General features: G+C 39.5%; 25 protein-coding genes and 3 pseudogenes. 20 read left to right on the plus strand and 8 right to left on the minus strand.

Annotated features, from left to right (window positions below; genetic code table 11):
• Nucleotides 1-23 precede the first annotated feature (23 nt).
• Both FCR06_RS33275 and FCR06_RS00915 read right to left on the minus strand, forming a co-directional pair.
• On the minus strand, nt 24-170 hold the full coding sequence (locus tag FCR06_RS33275) for a hypothetical protein (protein WP_223279999.1): 147 nt from the start codon (nt 168-170) through the stop codon (nt 24-26).
• A 126-nt stretch (nt 171-296) separates the two neighbouring features.
• Nucleotides 297-1,640: pseudogene (locus FCR06_RS00915) on the minus strand (site-specific integrase); the annotation flags it as partial.
• A gap of 318 nt (nt 1,641-1,958) precedes the next feature.
• Here FCR06_RS00915 and FCR06_RS00920 point away from each other — a divergent pair.
• From FCR06_RS00920 to FCR06_RS00980, 12 genes and pseudogenes are all read left to right on the plus strand, one after another.
• Nucleotides 1,959-2,117, plus strand: a pseudogene (locus tag FCR06_RS00920) (nitrogenase molybdenum-iron protein alpha chain); the annotation flags it as partial.
• Between the two features lie 312 nt (nt 2,118-2,429).
• Entirely contained in the window at nt 2,430-3,965 is a 1,536-nt protein-coding gene (gene nifK / locus FCR06_RS00925) for a nitrogenase molybdenum-iron protein subunit beta (protein WP_138496982.1), read from the plus strand.
• Between the two features lie 155 nt (nt 3,966-4,120).
• On the plus strand, nt 4,121-4,462 hold the full coding sequence (locus FCR06_RS00930) for a Mo-dependent nitrogenase C-terminal domain-containing protein (RefSeq protein ID WP_138496983.1): 342 nt from the start codon (nt 4,121-4,123) through the stop codon (nt 4,460-4,462).
• Between the two features lie 163 nt (nt 4,463-4,625).
• A complete protein-coding gene (gene nifE, locus FCR06_RS00935) occupies nt 4,626-6,038 on the plus strand; it encodes a nitrogenase iron-molybdenum cofactor biosynthesis protein NifE (protein ID WP_138497163.1) in 1,413 nt (470 codons plus the stop codon).
• A 140-nt stretch (nt 6,039-6,178) separates the two neighbouring features.
• A complete protein-coding gene (gene nifN, locus FCR06_RS00945) occupies nt 6,179-7,516 on the plus strand; it encodes a nitrogenase iron-molybdenum cofactor biosynthesis protein NifN (RefSeq protein ID WP_138496985.1) in 1,338 nt (445 codons plus the stop codon).
• A 222-nt stretch (nt 7,517-7,738) separates the two neighbouring features.
• Complete coding sequence (gene nifX, locus FCR06_RS00950) at nt 7,739-8,152, plus strand: nitrogen fixation protein NifX (protein ID WP_138496986.1); 414 nt, start codon at nt 7,739-7,741, stop codon at nt 8,150-8,152.
• Nucleotides 8,149-8,625, plus strand: a complete 477-nt coding sequence (locus FCR06_RS00955) for a NifX-associated nitrogen fixation protein (protein WP_138496987.1) — start codon at nt 8,149-8,151, stop codon at nt 8,623-8,625. The genes nifX and FCR06_RS00955 overlap by 4 nt, the downstream gene beginning before the upstream one ends.
• Before the next feature lie 161 nt (nt 8,626-8,786).
• Nucleotides 8,787-9,002 (plus strand): CCE_0567 family metalloprotein, encoded by a 216-nt coding sequence (locus FCR06_RS00960; RefSeq protein WP_138496988.1) that lies wholly within the window; start codon nt 8,787-8,789, stop codon nt 9,000-9,002.
• The gene (gene nifW / locus FCR06_RS00965; RefSeq protein WP_138496989.1) at nt 8,999-9,316 is read left to right on the plus strand and encodes a nitrogenase-stabilizing/protective protein NifW; all 318 of its coding nucleotides are present in this window, start codon (nt 8,999-9,001) and stop codon (nt 9,314-9,316) included. The genes FCR06_RS00960 and nifW overlap by 4 nt, the downstream gene beginning before the upstream one ends.
• A gap of 10 nt (nt 9,317-9,326) precedes the next feature.
• On the plus strand, nt 9,327-10,130 hold the full coding sequence (locus FCR06_RS00970) for a HesA/MoeB/ThiF family protein (RefSeq protein ID WP_138496990.1): 804 nt from the start codon (nt 9,327-9,329) through the stop codon (nt 10,128-10,130).
• Between the two features lie 112 nt (nt 10,131-10,242).
• A complete protein-coding gene (locus FCR06_RS00975; RefSeq protein WP_138496991.1) occupies nt 10,243-10,617 on the plus strand; it encodes a HesB/IscA family protein in 375 nt (124 codons plus the stop codon).
• A 110-nt stretch (nt 10,618-10,727) separates the two neighbouring features.
• Nucleotides 10,728-11,027: a 2Fe-2S iron-sulfur cluster-binding protein gene (locus tag FCR06_RS00980; RefSeq protein ID WP_138497164.1), complete on the plus strand. Its 300-nt coding sequence runs from the start codon at nt 10,728-10,730 to the stop codon at nt 11,025-11,027.
• 475 nt (nt 11,028-11,502) lie between these two features.
• Here the strand turns inward: FCR06_RS00980 and FCR06_RS00985 are convergent, their stop codons facing one another.
• Nucleotides 11,503-11,712, minus strand: a complete 210-nt coding sequence (locus FCR06_RS00985; protein WP_138496992.1) for a molybdopterin-binding protein — start codon at nt 11,710-11,712, stop codon at nt 11,503-11,505.
• Nucleotides 11,713-11,832: 120 nt separating this feature from the next.
• Between FCR06_RS00985 and FCR06_RS00990 the strand changes: the two genes are divergently transcribed.
• The 3 genes from FCR06_RS00990 to FCR06_RS01000 are packed head-to-tail and all read left to right on the plus strand — an operon-like array spanning nt 11,833 to nt 13,954.
• Nucleotides 11,833-12,309 (plus strand): ankyrin repeat domain-containing protein, encoded by a 477-nt coding sequence (locus tag FCR06_RS00990; RefSeq protein ID WP_138496993.1) that lies wholly within the window; start codon nt 11,833-11,835, stop codon nt 12,307-12,309.
• Nucleotides 12,272-13,558, plus strand: a complete 1,287-nt coding sequence (locus tag FCR06_RS00995) for a nitroreductase family protein (RefSeq protein ID WP_138496994.1) — start codon at nt 12,272-12,274, stop codon at nt 13,556-13,558. The genes FCR06_RS00990 and FCR06_RS00995 overlap by 38 nt, the downstream gene beginning before the upstream one ends.
• Before the next feature lie 18 nt (nt 13,559-13,576).
• Nucleotides 13,577-13,954, plus strand: a complete 378-nt coding sequence (locus FCR06_RS01000; RefSeq protein WP_138496995.1) for a hypothetical protein — start codon at nt 13,577-13,579, stop codon at nt 13,952-13,954.
• A 47-nt stretch (nt 13,955-14,001) separates the two neighbouring features.
• Here FCR06_RS01000 and FCR06_RS01005 read toward each other — a convergent pair whose 3' ends face one another.
• The gene (locus FCR06_RS01005) at nt 14,002-14,475 is read right to left on the minus strand and encodes a hydrogenase maturation protease (protein WP_138496996.1); all 474 of its coding nucleotides are present in this window, start codon (nt 14,473-14,475) and stop codon (nt 14,002-14,004) included.
• Between the two features lie 155 nt (nt 14,476-14,630).
• Between FCR06_RS01005 and FCR06_RS01010 the strand changes: the two genes are divergently transcribed.
• A complete protein-coding gene (locus FCR06_RS01010; protein ID WP_189523290.1) occupies nt 14,631-15,350 on the plus strand; it encodes a GNAT family N-acetyltransferase in 720 nt (239 codons plus the stop codon).
• Between the two features lie 61 nt (nt 15,351-15,411).
• Here the strand turns inward: FCR06_RS01010 and FCR06_RS01015 are convergent, their stop codons facing one another.
• From FCR06_RS01015 to FCR06_RS34715, 4 genes and pseudogenes are all read right to left on the minus strand, one after another.
• A complete protein-coding gene (locus FCR06_RS01015) occupies nt 15,412-15,834 on the minus strand; it encodes a hypothetical protein (RefSeq protein ID WP_138496998.1) in 423 nt (140 codons plus the stop codon).
• A gap of 621 nt (nt 15,835-16,455) precedes the next feature.
• Nucleotides 16,456-18,051 carry a nickel-dependent hydrogenase large subunit gene (locus tag FCR06_RS01020; protein ID WP_138496999.1) on the minus strand — a complete coding sequence of 532 codons (1,596 nt, stop codon included), beginning with the start codon at nt 18,049-18,051 and terminating at the stop codon, nt 16,456-16,458.
• A gap of 72 nt (nt 18,052-18,123) precedes the next feature.
• Entirely contained in the window at nt 18,124-19,086 is a 963-nt protein-coding gene (locus tag FCR06_RS01025) for a hydrogenase small subunit (protein ID WP_138497000.1), read from the minus strand.
• Nucleotides 19,087-19,399: 313 nt separating this feature from the next.
• Nucleotides 19,400-20,031 (minus strand): annotated as a pseudogene (locus FCR06_RS34715) (Rpn family recombination-promoting nuclease/putative transposase).
• A 421-nt stretch (nt 20,032-20,452) separates the two neighbouring features.
• Here FCR06_RS34715 and FCR06_RS01035 point away from each other — a divergent pair.
• The 4 genes from FCR06_RS01035 to FCR06_RS01050 all read left to right on the plus strand — a co-directional run bounded on the left by FCR06_RS01035 (nt 20,453) and on the right by FCR06_RS01050 (nt 23,016).
• Entirely contained in the window at nt 20,453-21,421 is a 969-nt protein-coding gene (locus FCR06_RS01035; RefSeq protein ID WP_138497001.1) for a hypothetical protein, read from the plus strand.
• 88 nt (nt 21,422-21,509) lie between these two features.
• Complete coding sequence (locus FCR06_RS01040) at nt 21,510-21,776, plus strand: hypothetical protein (RefSeq protein WP_138497002.1); 267 nt, start codon at nt 21,510-21,512, stop codon at nt 21,774-21,776.
• An 8-nt stretch (nt 21,777-21,784) separates the two neighbouring features.
• Nucleotides 21,785-22,009 (plus strand): hypothetical protein, encoded by a 225-nt coding sequence (locus FCR06_RS01045; protein ID WP_138497003.1) that lies wholly within the window; start codon nt 21,785-21,787, stop codon nt 22,007-22,009.
• 158 nt (nt 22,010-22,167) lie between these two features.
• A complete protein-coding gene (locus FCR06_RS01050) occupies nt 22,168-23,016 on the plus strand; it encodes a NifU family protein (RefSeq protein WP_138497004.1) in 849 nt (282 codons plus the stop codon).
• Nucleotides 23,017-23,101 lie beyond the last annotated feature (85 nt).

A 23,101-nucleotide genomic window follows, 5' to 3' on the forward strand; every position in this document is an offset into this window, starting at 1 on the left:
TTTACCACAGAGCGTAGTTTCTTTCACTGTGACTTACGCGTTCCACCAGCCATCCCATACTCATCACTATTTTTGCCATAGCGAGACGCAACACTCAGTAGCATATGCTCAGAATAATCATTCAATACACGTTCAGCTTCTTCTACTGCATTGTGCGTTTTATCCATCATCGTTCGTGCTTGATTATGGGGAGCTAGCTTCTCTCCTAAGTCTTAAATCATCCTATTGTAAGTAGCAATTGATAACCTATTACTAATAAATGTTTTAATCCTAATACTTTCCATTTTATTAAAAATTTAACTCCGTTTATAAACTAACTCTATCTTCAATTTTTCAATATCCAACTTCAACTTCTCATTCTCCATCCTTAGTTTAGCATTTTCTTCTCTAATCAACTCAACTTCATTCCTCTTACTCAACGCCTGATTCATCGCCAACTTTCGCATATCGAGCGAGAACCAGCGCTGATAAGTTTGCGTGTGAACTTGTACACTATGCCCCAAATTATCTGCCGCAGCCTTAATTGGTATGCCTAAAATATGCGCTCGAATTGCCCAAGCATGGCGTAAATCATACGGCTTAAAATCTAAGCCTATTTTACGAAACCACCAACTAACTCGCTGTGTTAAAGCCGTGATTTCTGCATAATTAGTATTATCTTTTTTACTTATTGCCGTTGCTAACATCTCCAAAGATTTTGGATTTCTTAAATTAAATTCCTCAATCCATTGTTTATATAACGGTAAAGCTWCCCTCTCCCCAGTCTTACAATCTTTATGGACTTTCCATGTTAAATCTACATTTTCTTGACTTAACCACCAATCGATGTCAGGATTAGTAAAAAGTTCGCGTGGTCGCAAACCAAAAACTGCTAACATTCCATAAGTCCATCGCCAAAGTTGCCAGCTATCTTGAACATTTTGATTAACTTGATTGCCTCTGGTATTTAAATATTCTTCAAACTTGCTAATTCCCTCAGCTATTTCCGCATCGGTTGGTATATTCCGGGAATTTTTCTCTGGCATTTTTGAATATTTAGATAAGTCTATTTCAATTTTGAATGCTTGGCAAAATGCAGCGATCGCTCTAGCTGCATTATACTTAGCCCATTCCTTATCTATTGTTTCAATTGTACTTATCAAATTTTCCGCAGTTGCTAAATCTGTAGGATTAGTAAATCGCTTGGTTCTTGAAAAATAATAAAAAAAGGTATGTTCGCTTTTTGTCGTGCGTTTGCGAGTTTGAAAATACTCATCTTCAAATTTTTCGAGTAATTCTCCAATTGTTTGAAAATCTTTTTTAATTGCCTCATTACCTAAATATTTATCATTCCATTCAAAGGTTTTACGAGCAATTAACTTTCCTAATTCATAAGCTTCTTCCTCAGCCGTCTTTAATCCATCTAAATTTGCAGGAATATTCAAGCTGAGATTGTATTGCTTTCTACCAGTGCCGTTTTTGTCCTTGTCTCCTGGTTTAATTGGTAATGTAGCGCGTAATTGCAGACTTCCATTCGATTCTCTAATTGTGACTTTTGTCTTTGCAGACTTCAAACGCAGATTTACTTTTTCTAACTCCAGTAAGACTTTTGTTTTCATATGTTCTCTTTGCTGGTCTAATTGCAGATTTGAAGTGAAATAGAAAAATAGTTCGTAATTTAAGACCCTTGATTACGGGCATTGCTGAATTTGAATATAAGGTTTAAAAATCGACTCTTCTCAGCTCTTACTCTCTGCGATTGGAGCAACCACCGAAGTTTTGAGCGGCGGCTTCTGCGGCTCAAACTTCTCTGTGTGTGAGTAAATTCATATTTTAAATCAGCAAAACAAATTACAAATTACAAATTACAAATTATCCTTTAGTCTATATTTAGGCTAAAAATAAATGTGTTATCAGCAAACAATGTTTAATTCTGACATTGCTCATTGCAAACGTTAAGCTCTCTAAAAGAATTAAATCATAAAAAGGATTACTCCGGCCCTTATCACGGTTATGATGGCTTTGCTATCTTTGCTCGCGATATGGATTTGGCACTCAACAGCCCAACCTGGGGATTAATTGGCGCTCCCTGGAGCAAAAAGGCTGAAGCTAAAACTACAGCTAAAGCAACCGTCTAAAAAAATGAGAGAGACATAAGTACCTGGGGTTTTAGCCCCAGGAGGGAGTTGGGAATTCAAAATTCAAAATTCAAAATTCAAAATTATATGTTTTGCATTTTGTATTTTGAGTTTTGAGTCATATTCCCACTCCTTACATGAAGTTAAAAGGAAAAAGGCAAAAGGTAAAAGAGATTTTATAAAGTTTTTCTTCTCTTTTTACTTTTGTACAGAGATGACTAATCGCGTTTCTACTTTTACCTTTTAACTTACTAGCTCCTTCAGTGCCGATTCCTCGATTAGTAATAAACTCAGCAAGCTTGGAGATCACAAATGCCTCAGAATCCAGACAAAATTCAAGACCACGTAGAGCTATTTCACCAGCCAGAATACCAACAATTATTCCAAAACAAGAAAGAATTTGAAAACGGTCACGACCCCGAAGAAGTAAAGCGGGTTGCAGAATGGACGAAGGGTTGGGATTATCGTGAAAAGAACTTTGCTCGTGAAGCTCTAACTGTCAACCCTGCTAAAGGTTGCCAACCTTTAGGAGCAATCTTTGCTGCTGTTGGATTTGAAGCCACTCTGCCCTTTGTTCAAGGTTCCCAAGGTTGCGTTGCATACTTCCGCACCCACTTAACCCGTCACTACAAAGAACCATTTTCTGGTGTGTCTTCTTCGATGACAGAAGATGCAGCGGTATTTGGTGGGCTGCAAAACATGATTGACGGCTTGGCAAACTCTTATCAACTCTACAAACCCAAGATGATTGCTGTCTGCACCACCTGTATGGCAGAGGTAATCGGTGATGACTTACAAGCATTCATCAACAACGCTAAAAATGCAGGTTCAGTTCCTCAAGATTTCCCAGTTCCTTACGCTCACACCCCCAGCTTTGTTGGTTCCCACATCACTGGTTACGATAACATGATGAAGGGAATTCTTTCTAACTTGACCGCAGGTCATAACAAAGAAACCAGCAACGGCAAAATCAACTTCATTCCAGGTTTTGACACCTACGTAGGTAACAACCGCGAAATCAAGCGGATTGCTTCCCTATTTGGCTTTGACTACACTATTTTAGCTGACAACAGCGATTACCTGGATTCACCCAATACAGGTGAGTTCGATATGTATCCAGGTGGTACAAAGCTGGAAGATGCAGCAGATTCAATTAATGGTAAAGCTACAGTATTCCTGCAATCATACTCCACAGTCAAGACTCGCGAGTACATCGAAAAAGAGTGGAAGCAACCAACCGTAGTTTCCCGTCCTTGGGGTATTAAAGCTACTGATGAGTTCTTGATGAAACTCAGCGAACTATCTGGTAAGCCCATTCCTGAAGAATTGGAAATCGAACGCGGTCGTGCAGTTGACGCGATGACTGACTCCCATGCATGGATTCACGGCAAGCGCTTCGCTATCTACGGCGAACCAGATTTAGTATACAGCGTAGTTGGCTTCATGCTGGAAATGGGTGCTGAACCAGTGCATATCTTGGTTCACAACAGTAACGAAGTATTTGAAGCAGACATCAAAGAATTGCTTGCTTCTAGCCCCTTCGGTAAGAATGCAACTGTTTGGCCTGGTAAAGACCTGTGGCATATGCGTTCTTTGCTGTTCACCGAACCCGTAGACTTCCTTGTTGGTAACACCTACGGTAAGTACCTGTGGCGCGATACCAAGATTCCTCTCGTGAGAATCGGCTATCCCATCATGGATCGTCACCACCTACACCGCTACTCTACCATTGGTTACCAAGGCGTGATCAACCTCCTCAACTGGACTGTAAATACCCTGTTTGAAGAAATTGATCGCAACACCAATATTCCTTCTAAGACCGATATTTCCTACGACTTAATTCGTTAGGAATTGCCCAGAAACGCAAGTTATTAGGGATTAGTGACTAGGGACTGGGGATTAGGAATTGGGGAGATGGGGATTTACTTCCCAACACCCAATACCCGCTCCCCAGTACCCAATACCCATTCCCAAATTTAGCATTTACCCGAGGTATATAACTAATGGAAACTATCAATCACACTCACACGCACACTCATCCTCATCCTAATTACCATCCACCTAACTATAAAAAACGTGGGATATTTAACAATATCCTTAATCCTTTACGTCATGTCGTGGATGGAATTGAGGTGAAAAATAATCGCCTTGCTCATTTAATTTGCCAAACAATTCCCTGCTGTTGTCCTTTTGAGCGCCAAATAAAATTATTTGGGCGGTGTATTGATATTCCACCATTGTGTAAACTCAATCCTTTATATGATGAGTTTGTCGGATTGCGTTTTCGTGCTTTATCTTACCTCACAGATGTATGTGGAGAAGATGTCACGAAATATATTTGTTAGTTATTGGTCATTAGTCGTTGGTCATTGGTTATTAGTCGTTGGTCATTAGTTGTTAGTTATTGCTCCTCAGTTACGAGTTATTCAAAACAAAAGACAAATGACAAATAACAAATGACCAATGACTAATGATAAACAAAAACTGCTATCCAATAAGAGAAGAGAGATGAAAAGCACCCAAGGCAAAATTAACGAGCTGCTCACCGAGTCAGGATGTGAGCATAATCAGCACAAACAATCAGAAAAGAAAAATAAGTCTTGCAGCCAACAGGCACAACCTGGTGCAGCTCAAGGGGGCTGTGCCTTTGATGGAGCAATGATTGCCCTAGTTCCGATAGCTGATGCTGCTCATTTAGTCCACGGGCCTATAGCCTGTGCTGGTAATTCTTGGGGTAGTCGTGGTAGTCTCTCCTCGGGGCCGCAAATCTACAAGATGGGCTTTACCACTGACTTGAGTGAAAATGATGTCATTTTTGGTGGCGAAAAAAAGCTTTACCAAGCGATTCTGGAACTTCACGAACGTTACCAACCAGCAGCAGTGTTTGTCTACGCTACTTGCGTGACTGCTCTAATTGGCGATGATATCGATGCAGTTTGCAAAGCCGCAGCCGAGAAAATTGGCACTCCAGTTATCCCAGTAATTGCTCCAGGATTCATTGGCAGTAAAAATCTGGGCAACCGTTTTGGCGGTGAATCTTTGTTGGATTATGTTGTCGGGACAGCAGAACCGGAATACACTACACCCTATGATATTAACTTAATCGGTGAATACAATATCGCTGGAGAAATGTGGGGAGTAACGCCGCTTTTAGAAAAATTAGGCATCCGCATTTTGTCCAAAATTACAGGCGATGCTCGCTACAATGAAATACGCTACGCCCACCGTGCCAAACTCAATGTGATGATCTGCTCGCGAGCGTTGCTGAACATGGCGAGAAAGATGGACGAGCGTTATGGCATTCCTTACATTGAAGAATCTTTCTACGGCATCGATGACATGAATCGCTGTCTGCGAAATATTGCTGCTAAATTAGGCGACCCCGATTTACAAAAACGCACAGAAAAGCTAATTGCCGAAGAAACTGCTGCTCTAGATTTGGCTCTGGCTCCTTATCGTGCTCGACTTAAAGGTAAGCGGGTTGTATTGTATACTGGTGGTGTTAAGAGTTGGTCGATTATCTCGGCTGCTAAAGACTTGGGTATTGAAGTTGTTGCTACCAGTACTAGAAAAAGTACTGAGGAAGATAAGGCCAAAATTAAGAAGTTGCTGGGTAACGATGGCATCATGCTGGAGAAAGGCAATGCTCAGGAATTACTCAAGCTGGTTAGAGATACTCAAGCAGATATGTTGATTGCCGGAGGTCGTAACCAATACACTGCCTTAAAAGCCCGGATTCCTTTTTTGGATATCAACCAAGAACGCCACCATCCTTATGCAGGTTATGTAGGGATGATTGAGATGGCGCGGGAATTGTACGAAGCCCTTTATAGCCCGATTTGGGAGCAAATACGTAAGCCAGCGCCGTGGGAAGAGGCTGAGTTGCATTCAAATGTAGTAACTGAAGCGTGGATGGGATGAGGTGATGGGAAGATGGGGGGATGAGGAAGAATAATCGTTTGTTTGCTTCCTTTACTTTTCACCTCCCCACTTCCCGACCTCTTCACCTCTCCACCTCTGTAAGTAGATGCTATTTCCGAACGCAACAAGAAGGTAGTTTAATGGCGATCGTTACTGTTTCTAATAAATCACTGACGGTTAATCCTCTCAAGCAAAGCCAAGCTTTGGGCGCATCATTAGCTTTTTTGGGATTAAAGGGGACGATGCCTTTATTCCACGGTTCTCAAGGTTGTACTGCTTTCGCTAAAGTTGTGCTGGTACGGCATTTCCGGGAAGCGATTCCCTTAGCTACTACAGCGATGACGGAAGTCACTACAATATTGGGTGGTGAAGAAAATGTGGAACAGGCTATTCTCACTTTGGTAGAAAAGGCTAAACCAGAAATTATTGGTTTATGTACTACTGGGTTGACCGAAACTAGGGGAGATGACATTGAGGGTTTTCTCAAGGAAATCCGTAAACGTCACCCAGAATTGAATGATTTGGCGATTATATTTGCTCCGACTCCCGATTTTAAAGGTGCGTTGCAAGATGGTTTTGCGGTTGCTGTGGAAAGCATAGTTCAGGAAATCCCGCGACCGGGTGGAATCAAAACTGAACAAGTGACGATTTTGGCGGGTTCTGCTTTCACGCCAGGGGATGTACAGGAAATCAAAGAGATGGTGACGGCTTTTGGCTTGGTGCCCATCTTTGTACCAGACCTTGGCGCTTCTCTCGATGGACACTTGGAAGATAACTATAGTGCGGTTACAGTCAGTGGGACTACCTTAAAACAGCTACGAGAAGTCGGTAGTTCTGCTTTCACTTTGGCCTTAGGCGAGAGTATGCGCGGTGCTGCCAAGATTCTAGAAGAGAGGTTTGGTACGCCTTACGAGGTGTTTGGGGAAGTGACTGGATTAGAACCAGTAGACGAGTTTCTCCAAGCATTGGCGATTCTGAGTGGTAACAGCGTACCGGAAAAATACCGCCGCCAACGTCGTCAGCTGCAAGATGCGATGCTAGACACGCACTTTTATTTTGGTGCGAAGCGAGTTTCTTTAGCACTGGAACCTGATTTATTGTGGTCAACAGTGCATTTTCTCCAATCAATGGGAGCGCAGATTCATGCTGCGGTGACAACGACGCGATCGCCTTTACTCGAAAAACTCCCAGTTAAAAGCGTCACCATCGGTGATTTAGAAGACTTTGACAGTTTAGCAACTGGTTCTGATTTGCTAATTGGTAACTCAAATGTAAATGCGATCGCCAAACGGCTCTCAATTCCTCTTTATCGTCTGGGACTGCCCATTTATGACCGTTTAGGTAATGGTCTGTTTACCAAAGTTGGTTACCGAGGCACAATGGAACTTTTGTATGGCATCGGTAACCTCTTTTTAGAGGCAGAAGAAGCAAGAGTTAAGCAGTTACAAGAAGTAGGAGTTGTGGGGGCTGATTTTTGAAGTCAGAATTCAGAAGTCAGAATTCGGAACTCAGAAGTCAGAAATCAGAATTCAATCATACAGATGTGGGTGTAGTCTTTCTCAAATCAATACCACTAAATATACATATTTAGTGTGATATTTTAACATTTATTCTTCACCACAATTGACTCAAATTGATTTTGAATTAAAAGTTTTTGACTCCTGAGTTCTTTATTCAACACTTGAAAGAGGAGAATTACAATGAAAATTGCCTTCACTACGACTGACCGAGTTCATATTAATGCTCACTTTGGATGGGCAAGGTTAATCGATGTTTATGAAATTTCCAATGAGGGATACGATTTTTTAGAAACCCTCAACTTTGAAGGTGAACTCAAAGAAGATGGAAATGAAGATAAAATTACACCCAAACTTGAGGCGTTATCTGATTGTACAATTGTTTATGTAACAGCAATTGGTGGCAGTGCTGCGGCTCGGTTAATCAAAAAAGGGGTCACCCCAGTGAAGGCGCGATCGGAAGAAGAAGAAATTAGTGAAGTGTTAAATAAATTAGTCCAAACCCTCAAAGGTAATCCTCCACCTTGGTTGCGTAAAGCCTTACAGCAAAAACCTTCAAACTTTACAGATGAAGTTGGAGATGAAGCAACAGTATGACTATAAATAATAGTGTTAACGGAACTGCTACGACTGAAGTCTTGAGCTCGCCTTTTCTCAAGGTATTAATCAAACAGATTCGGGGTCAAGATAGTTATGGAGTTTATCGTAGTTGGTCGGATGAATTAATTCTCAAACCTTTTGTAGTCAGCAAACAAAAGAAACGAGAAATCTCCATTGAGGGCGAAGTTGATCCTATAACTCAAGCTCGGATTATGGCATTTTTTCGAGCTGTAGCCGCTGGGATTGAACAGGAAACAGGTTTGATATCTCAGGTTGTGATTGATTTAGGTCACGAAGGATTTGGCTGGGCGCTAGTTTTTTCTGGTCGTCTTTTACTAGCTGTAAAAACCTTGCGAGATGCTCAAAGATTTGGCTTTGACTCGCTGGAAAAATTAGCCCAAGAGGGAGAAAGCTACGTCCAAAAAGGTATTGATTTGGCGAAGCGGTTCCCGGAAGTAGGCAAATTGTAAAAAGTTAGGAGTTAGGGGTTAAAAGTTATGAATTATTAGTTAAGAGTTATTAATGGTGAATTCTCAGTTAAAAGTTAGGCAAATCATTAACTCCTCACTCGTAACTCTTAACTTTTGACTCCTAACTCTTAACTCCTAACTAAAAAAAGGAGTGGCTAATCGTGCAGGCAGAAGAAACAAAGATTGAGGAACTCAAGGGACAAATTAGACGCCTCAACAGCAAAGCAGGTCAAATGAAGATGGATCTGCATGATTTAGCGGAAGGTTTGCCAACAGATTACAAACAACTTATGGATGTTGCAGCTGCAACTTATGAAATATTTCATCAGTTAGATGAACTTAAGCAACAGCTGAAAAAATTGGAGAATGCGAAATGACTGGAACTCTTGATGAATTCAAACAACTCGTGGATACAGAAGAATTTTTGCAGTTCTTCGATTTACCCTACGACCAAAAATTTGTCAATATAAATCGTCTACATATTTTGAAAAAGTTTTCCCAATACATCAAGGAAATTGATGATAATTCTCCTGATTTGAGTCCAGAAGAAAAACTAAATGAATATTCTCTGGCTTTGCAAAAAGCTTATCAGGTATTTATGGAGTCAACACCCCACGAACAAAAGTTGTTCAAAGTGTTCAATGATAAGCCGAAAAATGTAGTCACACTGACAGAAATCACTTCTGATTAAGAGGTATAAATTGGTAAACCTAACGCCTACCGAATTAGAACGCTATCATCGCCAAATGATGCTGCCGAATTTTGGCGAAGCAGCGCAGAAGCGCTTGAAGTCAGCAACAGTTTTGGTTACAGGTGTGGGGGGATTGGGTGGTACGGCGGCGCTTTACTTAGCAGTAGCAGGCGTTGGGCGGCTGATCTTAGTCCGGGGTGGTGACTTGCGGCTAGATGATATGAATCGTCAGGTTTTGATGACAGACGATTGGGTAGGTAAGCCAAGGGTATTCAAAGCTAAAGAAACTCTGGATGCGATTAATCCTGATGTCCAAGTAGAAGCAGTTCATGATTATATCACCCCGGAAAATGTAGATGCACTAGTGCAATCCGCTGATATGGCTCTTGATTGCGCCCATAATTTTACGGAGCGCAATTTATTAAATGAAGCTTGCGTGCGCTGGCGTAAGCCAATGGTGGAAGCTGCAATGGATGGGATGGAAGCTTACCTGACAACGATTATTCCTGGTGTGACTCCTTGTTTGTCCTGTTTGTTTCCGGAAAAGCCTGATTGGGATCGGCGCGGCTTTTCAGTTGTTGGTGCTGTTTCTGGGACACTAGCTTGTTTAACCGCATTGGAAGCGATTAAGTTGATCACTGGCTTTAGTCAGCCTTTATTGTCGCAATTGCTGACAATCGACTTGAGTCGGCTGGAATTTGCTAAGCGCCGTTCTTATCGCGATCGCTCTTGTCCAGTATGCGGTAATAGTGCGCCTTGGAGATATGCTCAACCCAATTCTATGGAAGCCACCGGTATTGCACACAATAGCTAATTAGTCATTAATCATTGGTCATTGATCATTAGTAAAAAAACAAATGACAACTGACAACTGACAACGGACAACGGACAACGGACAACGGATAAACAATAAATCAGGAGATCTGATGACTGTAACTTTATCAGAAAAAGCAGAATTTCATCTGCGGGCATTTCTTAGAGGTTCCGCAACCGATGCTAATGGCGCAACTAAAGGTGTCCGCTTCTCTGTAAAAAATGGTGGTTGCAGTGGCTATGAATATGCAATGGATATCACTAGCAAGCCCCAACCAGATGATTTGGTAATCCAGCAAGGCAAAGTACTGGTTTATGTTGACGCCAAAAGTGCGCCCTTATTAGAAGGAGTTGTGGTTGACTTCGTTGAGGGAGTGATGGAAAGCGGCTTTAAGTTCATCAACCCGAATGCAACTGGTAACTGCGGTTGTGGAAAGTCATTCAAAGCAGGTGAGTGTACGCCTACTGGTGTACCTTGCGGCAACTAATACCATTCTTAATGCTAAGCGATCGCGTTGCACAGCAAACAGTAGAACAGGTTGACTCAAAATTTTCAGAAATTAAACCTAATTGTATAACGTTTGAGGAGAATCGCAAAATGGCTACCTACCAAGTTAGATTAATCAACAAAAAAGAAGACCTCGATACCACAATTGAAGTTGACGAAGAAACTACTATCTTAGAAGCAGCACATGACAACGATATTGATTTACCAGCTTCTTGTCATGCAGGTTCTTGCTCTAGCTGTGTTGGTAAGGTTGTTGAAGGCGAAATTAATCAAGACGATCAAAACTTCTTAGATGACGATCAGGTTTCTAAAGGATACGCTTTACTTTGTGTTACCTATCCTCGTTCTAATTGCACAATTAAGACACATCAAGAAGCGTATTTGGTCTAAACCATTACCTCGATTGCTGTTCTTAGCAACTGAATAAAAATGAAGGATGAAGGATGAAAATCTACTTCATTCTTTCCTTCATCATTTATCAATCAATAATTTATAATTAAGAATTCATAAGCAAACCAAAGAAAGCTTCACCGAGACCTCAAAATAAATTTGAGTTTAATTAGTAGATGAATAAGTTAAAAATCAGAAAAATATTTTTGTTGTTTTTATTAATAACCAAAATAAATTATAACATTGATTCCAACAAATAGATAAAAGCAATTTTCAATAACTATTTAATTTAAATATAATAGCTATGTACAAAAAGTCTTTTTCTCCTGAATTCTTTATTTTAAATTGTTTATTATACTGGAAGTAACCTTTAATAAATTTTTGACCTCACTCCTTTATTAACTAGTTTTAGGAGTGAGGTTACTAATTTATAGATATAGATGCAATTTAATATCAGGGGTAAAGCAGCTATTTCTTAATCAACAGCAATTATCACATCTGATGATTTAATCACTGCATAAGCCTGCTTTCCTTCTGCAAGTTCGAGCTTTTCAGCTGATGATTTTGTGATGATTGATACTAGCTCTACTCCTGGTGCTATTTCTAAAGTTACCTCAGTATTAACCGAACCATGTACAATTTGTTTGACAGTACCTTTGAGAGAATTACGAGCGCTAATTTCCATTTTTCAGATGTCTTTTTGTTATGGATACTTCAATAAAGTAGCAAATGATGGTTTTAAAAATGAAATTATTTGAGATTTCTTAATAAGTATTAGTGAAAGTATTGGAAGCTGAAGAATATTATGAGTCAAGATTTGAGTCAAACAACAACCCAATGGTTAATAGCAAAAAGCTATAATCCTGAGCAGTTAAATCAACCAGGTGCAAATGGCGATACAGCTTTGATGAAAGCTACCAGAGAGGGTGTTTACACAGTTGTTAAAGAATTGATTGATGTAGGTGCGGATATCAATGCTAAAAATAGCGATCGCAATAATGCTTTATGGTTTGCTTGTTTTGGAAATCACTACGATTTAATTAACTTGCTACTGGCTAACAATATTAACATTGACAACCAAAATGATAATGGTGCAACTGTTTTAATGTATGCAGCATCAGCCGGAAAAACAGAAGTCGTCAAGCTACTTTTACAGCATCATCCTAACTTAGATTTGAAAAACTTAGACGACTATAAAGCGCTTGATTTTGCTAGCAATGTAGAAGTTTTAAGGATACTCAAAAATGCCAGAAAACAAAATATCGGGCAAAGCTTATCATGAAGCTACCAAGCATTCTTACTTATCAGTACAAGTCGATCCAAATTATGTAGATGCTTCAACTCAACCATCTGCATTTAAAGTTTATCCAAAATTCTATCGGAGAGTGAAATTAAATCTCAATAATCCTGTTCATTCTTTTATATCCTTAAGCAGTGCAATAACACTAGAAAAGGTGTATAAAGATAGTCTGGATAAACTGCGGGTGAATCCATCAGCAGGCGCTCTGTATCCTACGGAGGTTTACGTACAGCTTCGGAAAATTCAGGGAATGCTAGATGGTATATATCATTTTGAAGTTGAGAATAATTCTCTAACACTCATCTACGAATTGATTGATGATGGGCTAGAGAGTTATATTATACCGGACAAAAGTATCAATGGATTCATATTTTTAATTAGTTGTGTTTATTATAGGTCTAGCTGGAAATATCAAAATAGAAGCACGAGATATTGCTTTTTAGATAGCGGACACCATTTAGGTGCAATCGCAGCTTCAGCTTATCTCCATGAAAAGGACATACAACTAATTTTTGACTTTAATAAACTCGCTCTCAATTTAGCTTTGGGATTTGAGAATAAAGAGTTTATCACAGCTTGTGCGGTGTCAGGAGAATTACAAGAAAAGAAAGTCAGACCCTTAAGGATGAAAATTCCTTTTATCTGCGGTACTGATTACTTTGAAGCTAATCAATTCATTGAAGATACTTATCAAGCTACAGCTGTACAAAAGAGTAGTCAGCAACAACTCAAACAGCCTCAACTTAACTTTGACAAGGATAAATTTTATCAAACTGTTTTGAATAGACGTTCTGTTAGACGTTTCCGGAAAAAGTCTATTTCTCAAGAAGATTATTTATATATAATGCAGCAACTTAAGCAGCCAATCCCAACAGAAAATTATGAGGAGATAGATATTTACTCGGTGATACATCGAGTAGAGGGAATGTTATGTGGATTATATAAAGATACATATCTGATTAAAACAGGTAATTTCAGCGAACAGACAGGTTACTTATGTATTAATCAAGCTATTGCTAGAGATAGCGCTGTAACTTTATTTTTTGTATCTGATTATTTAAACTACCAAACCGCTATGCAAATAGCTGGTTTTCTAGGGCAGAGGCTTTATTTAGCTAGTAATTATTTGGGAATTGAATGTAGTGGTGTAGGTGCTTTCTATGATGATGAAACCCAGGAATTATTAGAAATAAATAAAGATGTACTTTACGCAATGGTGATTGGAATATAAGCAGGAAAGTAAATAGAGATGACTAGAAATATGTATTACTTAAATCGTGACGATTCGCATCCTGTGCAACCGACATCGGCAGATATTATATTGCGGCAACAACTAGAGTATTCTATTAGTAAATACTTTTATGATGGTTGCGATCGCACTATTCAAAATCTCTTATCTAATTGTCGATGGTACGTCACAACCCACGCTAGCGCTATGACATTAGTAATTGAATGTACTGACCAAGTTACCAACTGGCGTGTCTTACAACAAATTGTGCCAATGGGGACATTACTTAACCAAATTATCAGCAGTGCAAAAATCCGCGTCTGTCCCCCGGAAGGTCAAGGCGTACCATTTGAAATGAGGGTAGATGAATTATCTGTATACCGTGATTTGGCAGGATGAGGGAGATAAGGACAATAACTAATGTCCAATACCCCATAAATAGAGTCTCAAGCCTCAACATTCTGTCTGATAAGTGCAGCTACCTCTTCAAAAACTGAATCGGCAGAATGTTTAACAACAGGACTTAATTCTAGTCCTAAATCAAGATTTGCGGCTTCAATTAAATAAACTATCACATCTTCGGGAAAGTCATTTTGAAAGATTTTCCTTCCGGCGGCTAAAGCATTATCCCAACGAAAATCATGCAAGTTATAACTAGGTTCTGGTAAAGCTTCTAATTCTTTTCCTGGAACTTTAAACACAGCACCAGGCTGAGAATTAGTTGAACTTGCATCAATAATTATTAATTGTTTACTACCTCTAGCTAGAAACATTACTTCCATTCCTGCAGTGCCACAGTCATAAACTCGCACATCAGGATGAGGGTTTTGGGCTAGATATTTTTGTAGGCGTTGGGCGATGATTACACCTACAGCATCGTCACTGCGATTGAGATTTCCGCAACCAATAATAGTTAGCATGAGATAATGTTTTATATTTTCTGGTTCCTATTCTGACTTCCATTAGCGTAATGGGGTGTAACCCATCCTGAATTCTGTACCTATAAAAGTGGTTGAATAAATAGGTAAATATTTGTTGTTACTTTTGAATGCATAAAATAATTGAAGAAATATCATTGAAAGCATGGCCCGCTTTTGAAACTATTAACTATCATGGTTGGGTAATGCGTTTTGCTGATGGCTACACCAAACGAGCTAATTCTGTGACAGTTCTGGATGAAATTGGTTTAAACATTGAAGAAAAGATTGCTTACTGCGAATCCGAATATCAAGCACGTAAACAAAACCCTATTTTTCGCTTGCTCTCATTCACTAACCCAGAGATTTTAGATAAAAAACTAGCTGCAAGAGGATATCAACTAATTGAGCCATCCCTAGTAATGAGCATGAGATTATCAGAGCGATCGCTTAATATTCTACCCGCTATTTATCAGGAAAATTTAAATGATTGGTTGGTTGCTTATTATAACTTAAAAGCTTCGGGGCAACAGCCATCAACTATTCATAGAATGATATTAACAGCAATGAAATCAGAAACTCTATTTGTTTTATGCAAACAAAATGATGAAATTGTTGCTTGTGGAATAGGTATTTTGGAAAGTGGCTATTTAGGCATTTTTGACCTAGTTACTAATCCAATGCAAAGACGGCGCGGTTATGCAACAGCAATTATTCGGGGTTTGCTTGAATGGGGTATTAATAAAGGAGCTAATTTTTCTTACATACAGGTAGTGCAGGCGAATATTCCGGCTCGCAACTTGTATGAAAAACTCGGCTATAAACCAATTTATAAATACTGGTATCGAGTAAGCTCTAATTCAGGCGATGAGAAATAATTAAAACAGAGGCTCTGACTAGTAATACAGACAAAGCCTCTAAAAAATTATCAGCTGAAAACTAAAATTCTACACCATGTTTCTTGGCAATTTCAGTAAGTTTTTCCAACTGATGTTGGGATGCTTTAGTTAATACCGCTTGTGCTTCTTCTGGGTTGTTACCTTCTTTAGGAATTAAATACTTCACATAAAGTGACACAAAATCAGCTACGACTGCTAAATCAGATAAACCATGTTTGTCGGCTTCCTTACCAGCGATCGCTGCTACTAAACCTGCTTTAATAGGATCTGGTTTAACTTTCATAAACTGATCCACAAGCTTGGGAACATAATCTACTGGCGGCAAATTAGCTAACTTACTTTTATCTGGAGTAAAGTTACATTCTGCGGCTTTTGCCTGTTCTAAAACACACCATTCGATGAATTCTTGCAATGCTGCATCGGGAACACGAGCGAGATAATTATGTAGCGCTAAATCAGACACAAGCTTACCGTGTAAATTGCTGTTTTATGCAAGTGCATTAAAGCAAGCCTAACGCAATATTTCTATTAGTTTTAGTGTGTTATGCTACGAGTTTTGAATATGAGGCATTGAGAATAGGTTATTTCGCGCTCATTTTCCTTACTGCTCACTCCCCAGTTAAAATAGTTGGTAGCGTGATCGCATTTTTGGCTAGTAAGTTTTAAGATGGTGAAGTCTTACGATTTGGCTATATATTTTTTCTTAGGAAAGCGGACTCCTCACCTTGTTTGGGCGATTATTTCTCCTAAGGTATGCTCTTGTTCTACCTGCTATTTTAAGCTTTGGATTTTATCAAATTTTTTCTTTTGGTGCCCGTCAGAATCAAGACTTAATTCGTTGGCTTAACTATATACGTGTACAACTCAGCCTACCAGGGCGACCACACGTTGAGGTTCTTAATCAATTCTTAGATTTAAGTAGCAAACTATTTTTAATTGTTGCAATTGGTCTTGGAGTTATGTTTGTGTTAAGCTTTTTTATACGACTGTGAGACGATGGCTCAAGCTTAAGGTAAAAAATTTACAAGATAAAATGGCTAATTGTGATTCAATTAGCCATTTTTTAGTTAGTAATTAACATTCTTTAAGCAGTCCGAAAACGCGCCAACTCTTCACCAGTTTTCGCATCATGGGCATGGACTGTACACACTAAACAAGAATCAAACGATCGCGCTACATGACCAACTTCCACCGGGTCGCTAGAATCGTAAATGGGTGTGCCAATTAAAGCTTCTTCAATGGGACCGCGCATTCCTTCACCGTCACGAGGGCCAATATTCCAAGTACCAGGCGCAATCACTTGATAATTTTTAATCTTACCGCCCTCTACTTCCACCCAATGACACAAAGAACCCCGCGCTGCTTCCGTTGCACCCCAACCTTTGCCGTCTTTTTCTGTGGGCTTGATATACCAAGGGTCGTTTAATTTAAATTCGCGCAAGCAATGTTCGGCTTGACGATATAACTTGACAATTTCATGAAGTCGTGCTAACTGGCGCACATGAATACTAGCACCACCCATCCGCTTAAAGACATCGAGGATGAAGGGGTCGTAGTGTTGCCAAGATTCGCCATGTTTGCCACCTGCGACTAACTGACGCGCCAAGGGGCCAGCTTCCAAACGTCCGAAGTCTTTGTGCAGGACTGCACTTGCCCAAGAATAAGCGTTATCGAAGTCTTTGGTATTATTGGCGATGGGTTTAGTAGTGCGATCGCCAGGATGGATATCCGCAGTGCCTTCATCGTACCAGGAGTGAGTTGTATTCTCGCGGGTAAAGGACTGATCCATTAAAGTGTGAGTATGAGTGAAGCTGTCGTAAACTCCACTTTTCATAATCATCGCCGCATTTCGTCCTTCAATGGTCGGCTTTTGATATTTATCTTCATGGGCTAAATATCCCCAAGTGACATATTTGCCCACTCCAGCGCCATATCTATCTAAACCGATATCTAAACCCATGCGCCAATAAAAACCTAAATCGGAATCTCGATGATTGCGCTTTTCATCCAACCAATCTAAAAAGTCATCGTATGTTTGGATTTGTTCGTAGCGTTCTAGAGAACAACCCAACCACACTGGTTCTAACCAATTGGTACGGAAATATTCCAGAATTGCCCAAGCACGGGTAATGTCTGTAAGGGTGGGGGCGCACATCACACCACCAGGAACCATGTAGCTAGAATGAGGCCATTGACCGCCCAATAGTGCATAAATTTCTACAGGTTTGGCAGAAATTGTTATGCCTAATTCGTAAGATTTGCCTGTGAAAGCAGCAAAACGTCTGGTAGCTTCCTCATAATAGCGACTATTGCGGTATTTTTTATTGGTTAAATCAATGGCAAACAAACCATAAAAATAGCGGGGGATACTTTGAATTGTCTCGACAATTTGACCGAGATTTCTTGCCAAAATTGCGTTGCGGGGAACTTCTGTTTCCCAAGCTGTATCTAATGCCCAAGATGCACAAGTTAAGTGAGAACCGCCGCAAATTCCACAAATTCGAGGCGTGACAATTAATCCGGCTTGGGGGTCTTTACCGCGTAAGATAACTTCAAATCCGCGAAATAGTTCGGCATGAGTCCAGGCGTTGACTACTCTTCCGTGTTCGATATCGACTCTTACATCTAAATCGCCTTCAACTCTGCCAACCGGCGATATATCTAATGTTTGAATTCCCATTTCTCGTCTCTTTTAATTTAGTAGGGGGAGTAAAGAGTAGGGAGTGGGGGATACTCACCTATTCACTATTCCCTAAACTGTAAAAAAGTCTTCTTCTGCCCAAGGTGGTGCTGCATCTTTTGCCACCATTGTGAGTAAGGCGTAGCCTTTTTTGTTGACTCCTGGTGGTAATTCTTTGGGAACCCCCATGACTGTTTGAGTTTTAAATACGGTTCCTGGTTTGAGGTCAAAAAAGGGAAATTCTGGTTCGGTACAACCTAAGCAAGGCATTCCGGCACGGGTTTTGGAGGAGACACGATTCCATAAGATCCGGTTGCAGGAAGAATGGGTCATGGGACCGCGACAACCCAAGTCATAAAATAGACATCCTTTACGCTGACCAAATTCGGCGGTTGATGCTTTGTAAGCAAAGTGAACGTTGCGGGTACAACCTGTTTGAGTATAGGTGTTGAAGAAGGTTTGAGGACGATGCAGTTCATCCAAAGCAATGTCTGCTATGCGTCCAGTAGCGATCGCTACTAATATCTGCGTTATCCAGTCAGGATGTGCGGGACATCCGGGAATATTAATTACAGGTAATCCCGCTTGTGAGACGAAATCCTTGCCTAAAAAGCCACCTTCTTGACGTTTGAGATATTGCAAACCTTCCGACTCGCTGGGATTGGGTGACATGGCAGGAATTCCTCCCCAAGTAGCACAATCACCTACAGCTACGATAAATTGGGCAGCTTTGGCAAGTTCTAGTAACCAATCTTTCATGGGGCGATCGGCAAAACGATTCCATTCACCTGTACCGTTGGGAGCATTAACAACGCTGCCTTCAAACACCAAGATATCTAAAGGAATTTTGCCAGAAATGCAATCCCACAGCAGTGTTTGCAAGTTGTCGCCTATTTCCAATCCTAAGGAAGGATGCCAAAGTACCTTGATGCCAAAATCAGCAATTAAATCGCAGACTGTCGGTTCTTCAGCGTTGAGGAATGACATGGTGTTGCCTGAACAAGCACCACCTTGTAGCCATAATAGGTTAGTCATCTGCTAGATATTTTTGTATTGTTCCTATGCATGAGCTAGGTGATAATGCTTGTAAAATCTCACCTGTTTATCAATATTTATTTATCAATGGTAAGATATTTTTTATCTAATTTACTTTCATTAAAAAAGAATTAATCATTGACAGGAAATTAAATTATCTTAAGATTATTTTAAAAGCTATGTCTGTTATATATGTGACACATTTGATTAAAGCTATCTGCTGAATATTTAAACCCAACCCTAATAACTGGGGTATGGGTTCTAACTTACCTTCTTGCCTACCTTCTTGTTTACCTTCTGCAAAAACATCTTGCTAAAATCTAGTTTGCTTTAACTCATTTGATCCAAACATTTTTCCAATCTCCTCCTGGCTCAATCGCGGCAACTTGTAAATTAATATCGTCTCTATTAATTGTATTATTTCCCTAATAGTAGCAACATCTAAAATTTGCTATCGGGCACTGTTGACTATTTCAATTGCTCTTGTTGCGGTGGTTGATTCGGGTTCAATGATGAGTTTAACTGTCTCTATGCCGATTGATGATGCCTCAATTGAGCTTAACTCCTCAAGATGATACGAGTTACTCGTTGTGAGTTGAGCAATTCTGTATATCTTTGAGTATCTCCAGTATCAACACTGCGGTTAGGATAGATAACAACACCACGCCAATTTTTGGTTAATTCGGTTTTGTCAAGATAGTTAAAAATTTCGGTAAATAAACGTGAATAGAATTTCTTGTCTGATTGAAATTGCACTTCAGTAAAATAAATCGGAAATTCTGGTATATTTGGGAGAAAGACACCATCGATTCTAAATGCTAATTGTTTGACTTCGACTGAAGAAAATTGGTAAGCACTAGCTAGCTGGGGTGGTTGGTTAATCAGTTCAAACAAAGTGCTGGGGATACTCTGAAAGATCCGATAGAAGATGCTGTCTGTTTTCAAGGGAGCTTGTTTTACAGTTGATGAATATATTTTACACTTCGACGATTGCGTGGCGAATATTTAAAGTACACTAAATATTATGTATGTCAGTAATTCAATAAAAAATATTTAAATTGTATAAGATGATGATACAAAAAGCATTTAAAAAATATTAGGTGTTTAAAGCTGACATTAATATTAGCAATTTCCCCCTAGAATTTTAGAAATAGGGTGTTTTATATTTTAGGGATTGGGGATTGGGAAAACTCTTCCTTAACCCCCAGTCACTAATCCTAGTCTCAGACTAAAAAGGGGAATTCCGCCTAAAGGACTCGAAGCCTGCGTAAATCAGTATGGCCCGTGATGAGATGCGATCGCGTGTTTCGATCATTCATGGGTGTTGACAGACTCAATTCCCAATTGGCTAGAGTATGGCAGAGTTATGACCCCTAGCATTACAGATTCAGCGGTGAAGGCTGCGATCGCAGCTGTTGCATCGGAGTCAGCCTCAGCAGATGAAAAAATTCAAATGCTGATTGAAATAGCACAAGGCTTTCAAAAAAAGCCTAAAACAGCCCAAGATTTGCGGAATGCAGTTAGCTTATATTACCGCGCCTATGAGATGTGTGGTGAGGAGTTTCCCCTACTCAAAGCCAGGGCGCAAGTGGGGATGGCAGGAACGTTACAGGCAATACCGGATGTAAGCACACAACTGCTGTTGCAAGCGAAAGTCGGTTATGAAGAAGCATTACCGATTTTACAACAGTTAGCTTTACCTGAAGAAGTGGCAGAGACACAGATGAACTTCGGGCTGGTATTACAATCACTGGTTCCGTATAATTTAGCGCGGATAACTGATAGTATCCAAGCCTATCATGAAGCTTTACGAGTATTTAATTGGCAGGATTACCCACAAGAATACGCCATTTTATACAATAATATTGCGATCGCTTATCTTTCCATGCCCTTAGCATCAGAACGGGAATACTTGCGTCAAGGGTTAGCAGTGCAATCATTTGAGATAGCGCTAAAGCATATTAATCTGATTGAGCATCCCAGAGAATATGCAATGTTGCAAAATAATTTGGGTAACGCTTTCCAATATTTAGTGAGTTCCCATCCTGTGGAGAATAACTTAAGGGCGATCGTCGCTTATAACGAAGCATTAAAAGTACGTAATTCCAAAGATACACCTGTTGAATATGCTAACACAATCTCAAACAAAGCTAACGCGTTATTCAACTTACCCGATGATACAGAAAAACCAGAAGCCGGTAATCCTAAAAATCTTTTACAAGCGCGTGCATACTATCAACAAGCTTTAGAAATATTTACTAAATACCAACAGATGGAACAAGCAGAAATAATAACCCAGGCATTACAAGAGGTAGAAGCAGAAATTAAGAGTTAAAAGTTATGATTTTTTCATCTAACTTAACTTTCCACTCCTAACTCTTCACTTGCCACTCACCCAACTTAATTAAGAAGGAAAACTGAGAATGCAAGATATTTTGACAAGTTCTTCTGTCAGAGATTTTTTCACAAGTTTAGCAGCAGGTGACCTGAACATAGCAACAGAATTTGTTTGGCTAGTTACGGCAACAGTCTTATCTATGGTTGGTGGTGCTATCGGTGGTATGCTATTAGCTGGAAAAGATATAGGTTATCAGTTTTCTGCAATGCTTGGCGCATTATTTGCTCCTGCTGGGGTAATTCCTGCTATCATTTTAGGACTAGTCATTCTCAATTTATTAACAAATTATTAGGAGAAAATATGTTAGAAATTGGGTGGTTTTCTGCCAAGTTATTTTTAAAAGGAAAGCTTCTACGCAACCCCATATATTTTATCCAGCGAACTGCCATTGCTACTGCTGTAGGTTCGCTAATATTAGTATTATTTGCACAAGCCAAAATTCCTTTCTACTTCCCAGTAATATTATCTAGCTTAGTGACAGGTATGATGATGCCATTTCTTCTCAAAGATTTCAAAATGAAGTGAGTCGTCATTGAGCATTTGTAAATAACTAATACTCTACTTAAAAGTAGGATTTACAATTTTAGTTTGTTTAATCCAAAATCTCTTTTGAAGAGTTCATTTGAGAGGAAATCTCAGCTCTAACTTTTCCTAAAATTTCAAACTCAAAATTGTTCCGCCCCATGTCTAATCTTGAAGAATTAGTTCAGGAAATTAACCGCTTTGAGGCAATTATATCCGAGTGGGATGAAAGCCAACGGTGTGTAGCAGTAGGTTTAAAAAGAGCAATTGAAGCTTTACATAAAGCAGCATTGACTAGTTTGATTAAAAGTCTCAAACAAGAATCAATGTCTGCTTTACGTCATGCTGTTACTGATGAAGTAGTATATGCAGTATTACTTTACCACGAATTAGTTAAACCCCCAAAACCACCACTAACACAGCGCATTCAGACAGCACTTGAAGAAGTCCGACCAGGCTTAAAAAGCCATAACGGAGATATAGAATTAGTAGCAATTAAACCACCAGATACTGTAGAAGTTAGATTAATAGGAACTTGCAGCAGTTGTCCGGCTTCTAATCTAACTTTATCTCAGGGAGTAGAACAAGCAATCAAAAACCATTGTCCGGAAATTACCACAGTTATTGCTATTAATAATAACTCTACTGTTAACGCTGAAAGTTCTAGTTTAATAAGTCCATTCCCTCCAAACTTAAGTTCTAGTTGGATAAAAGTAGCAACTATCGAGCAGGTTCCGGAATTAGGTGTATTAGCAGTAGAATTTGCTGGTACTTCGCTAATTTTATATCGCCAGGGTATTACTTTTAGATGTTACCGTAATGCCTGTGTTCATCTAGGAAATCCTTTAGATGAGGGTAAGGTTGAAAATGGCATTATTACTTGTGCTTTCCATGGATTTGAGTATAATTTAGAGACAGGTGAATGTTTAACTACACCCAATATTTCGCTTCAATCGTATCCAGTAAAGATTAAAGACAATAAGGTATTTGTCAAACTGCTATGCAAATAACTAAATCAAATATTTAAAAAATCTAAAAATGCTTCTCTTAACCTTATTGTTGTTCAATCAATAAGACTTTGAAATGTTCGCTTAT

This window comes from Nostoc sp. PA-18-2419, from assembly GCF_005869855.1.
Taxonomy (GTDB): Bacteria; Cyanobacteriota; Cyanobacteriia; order Cyanobacteriales; family Nostocaceae; genus Nostoc.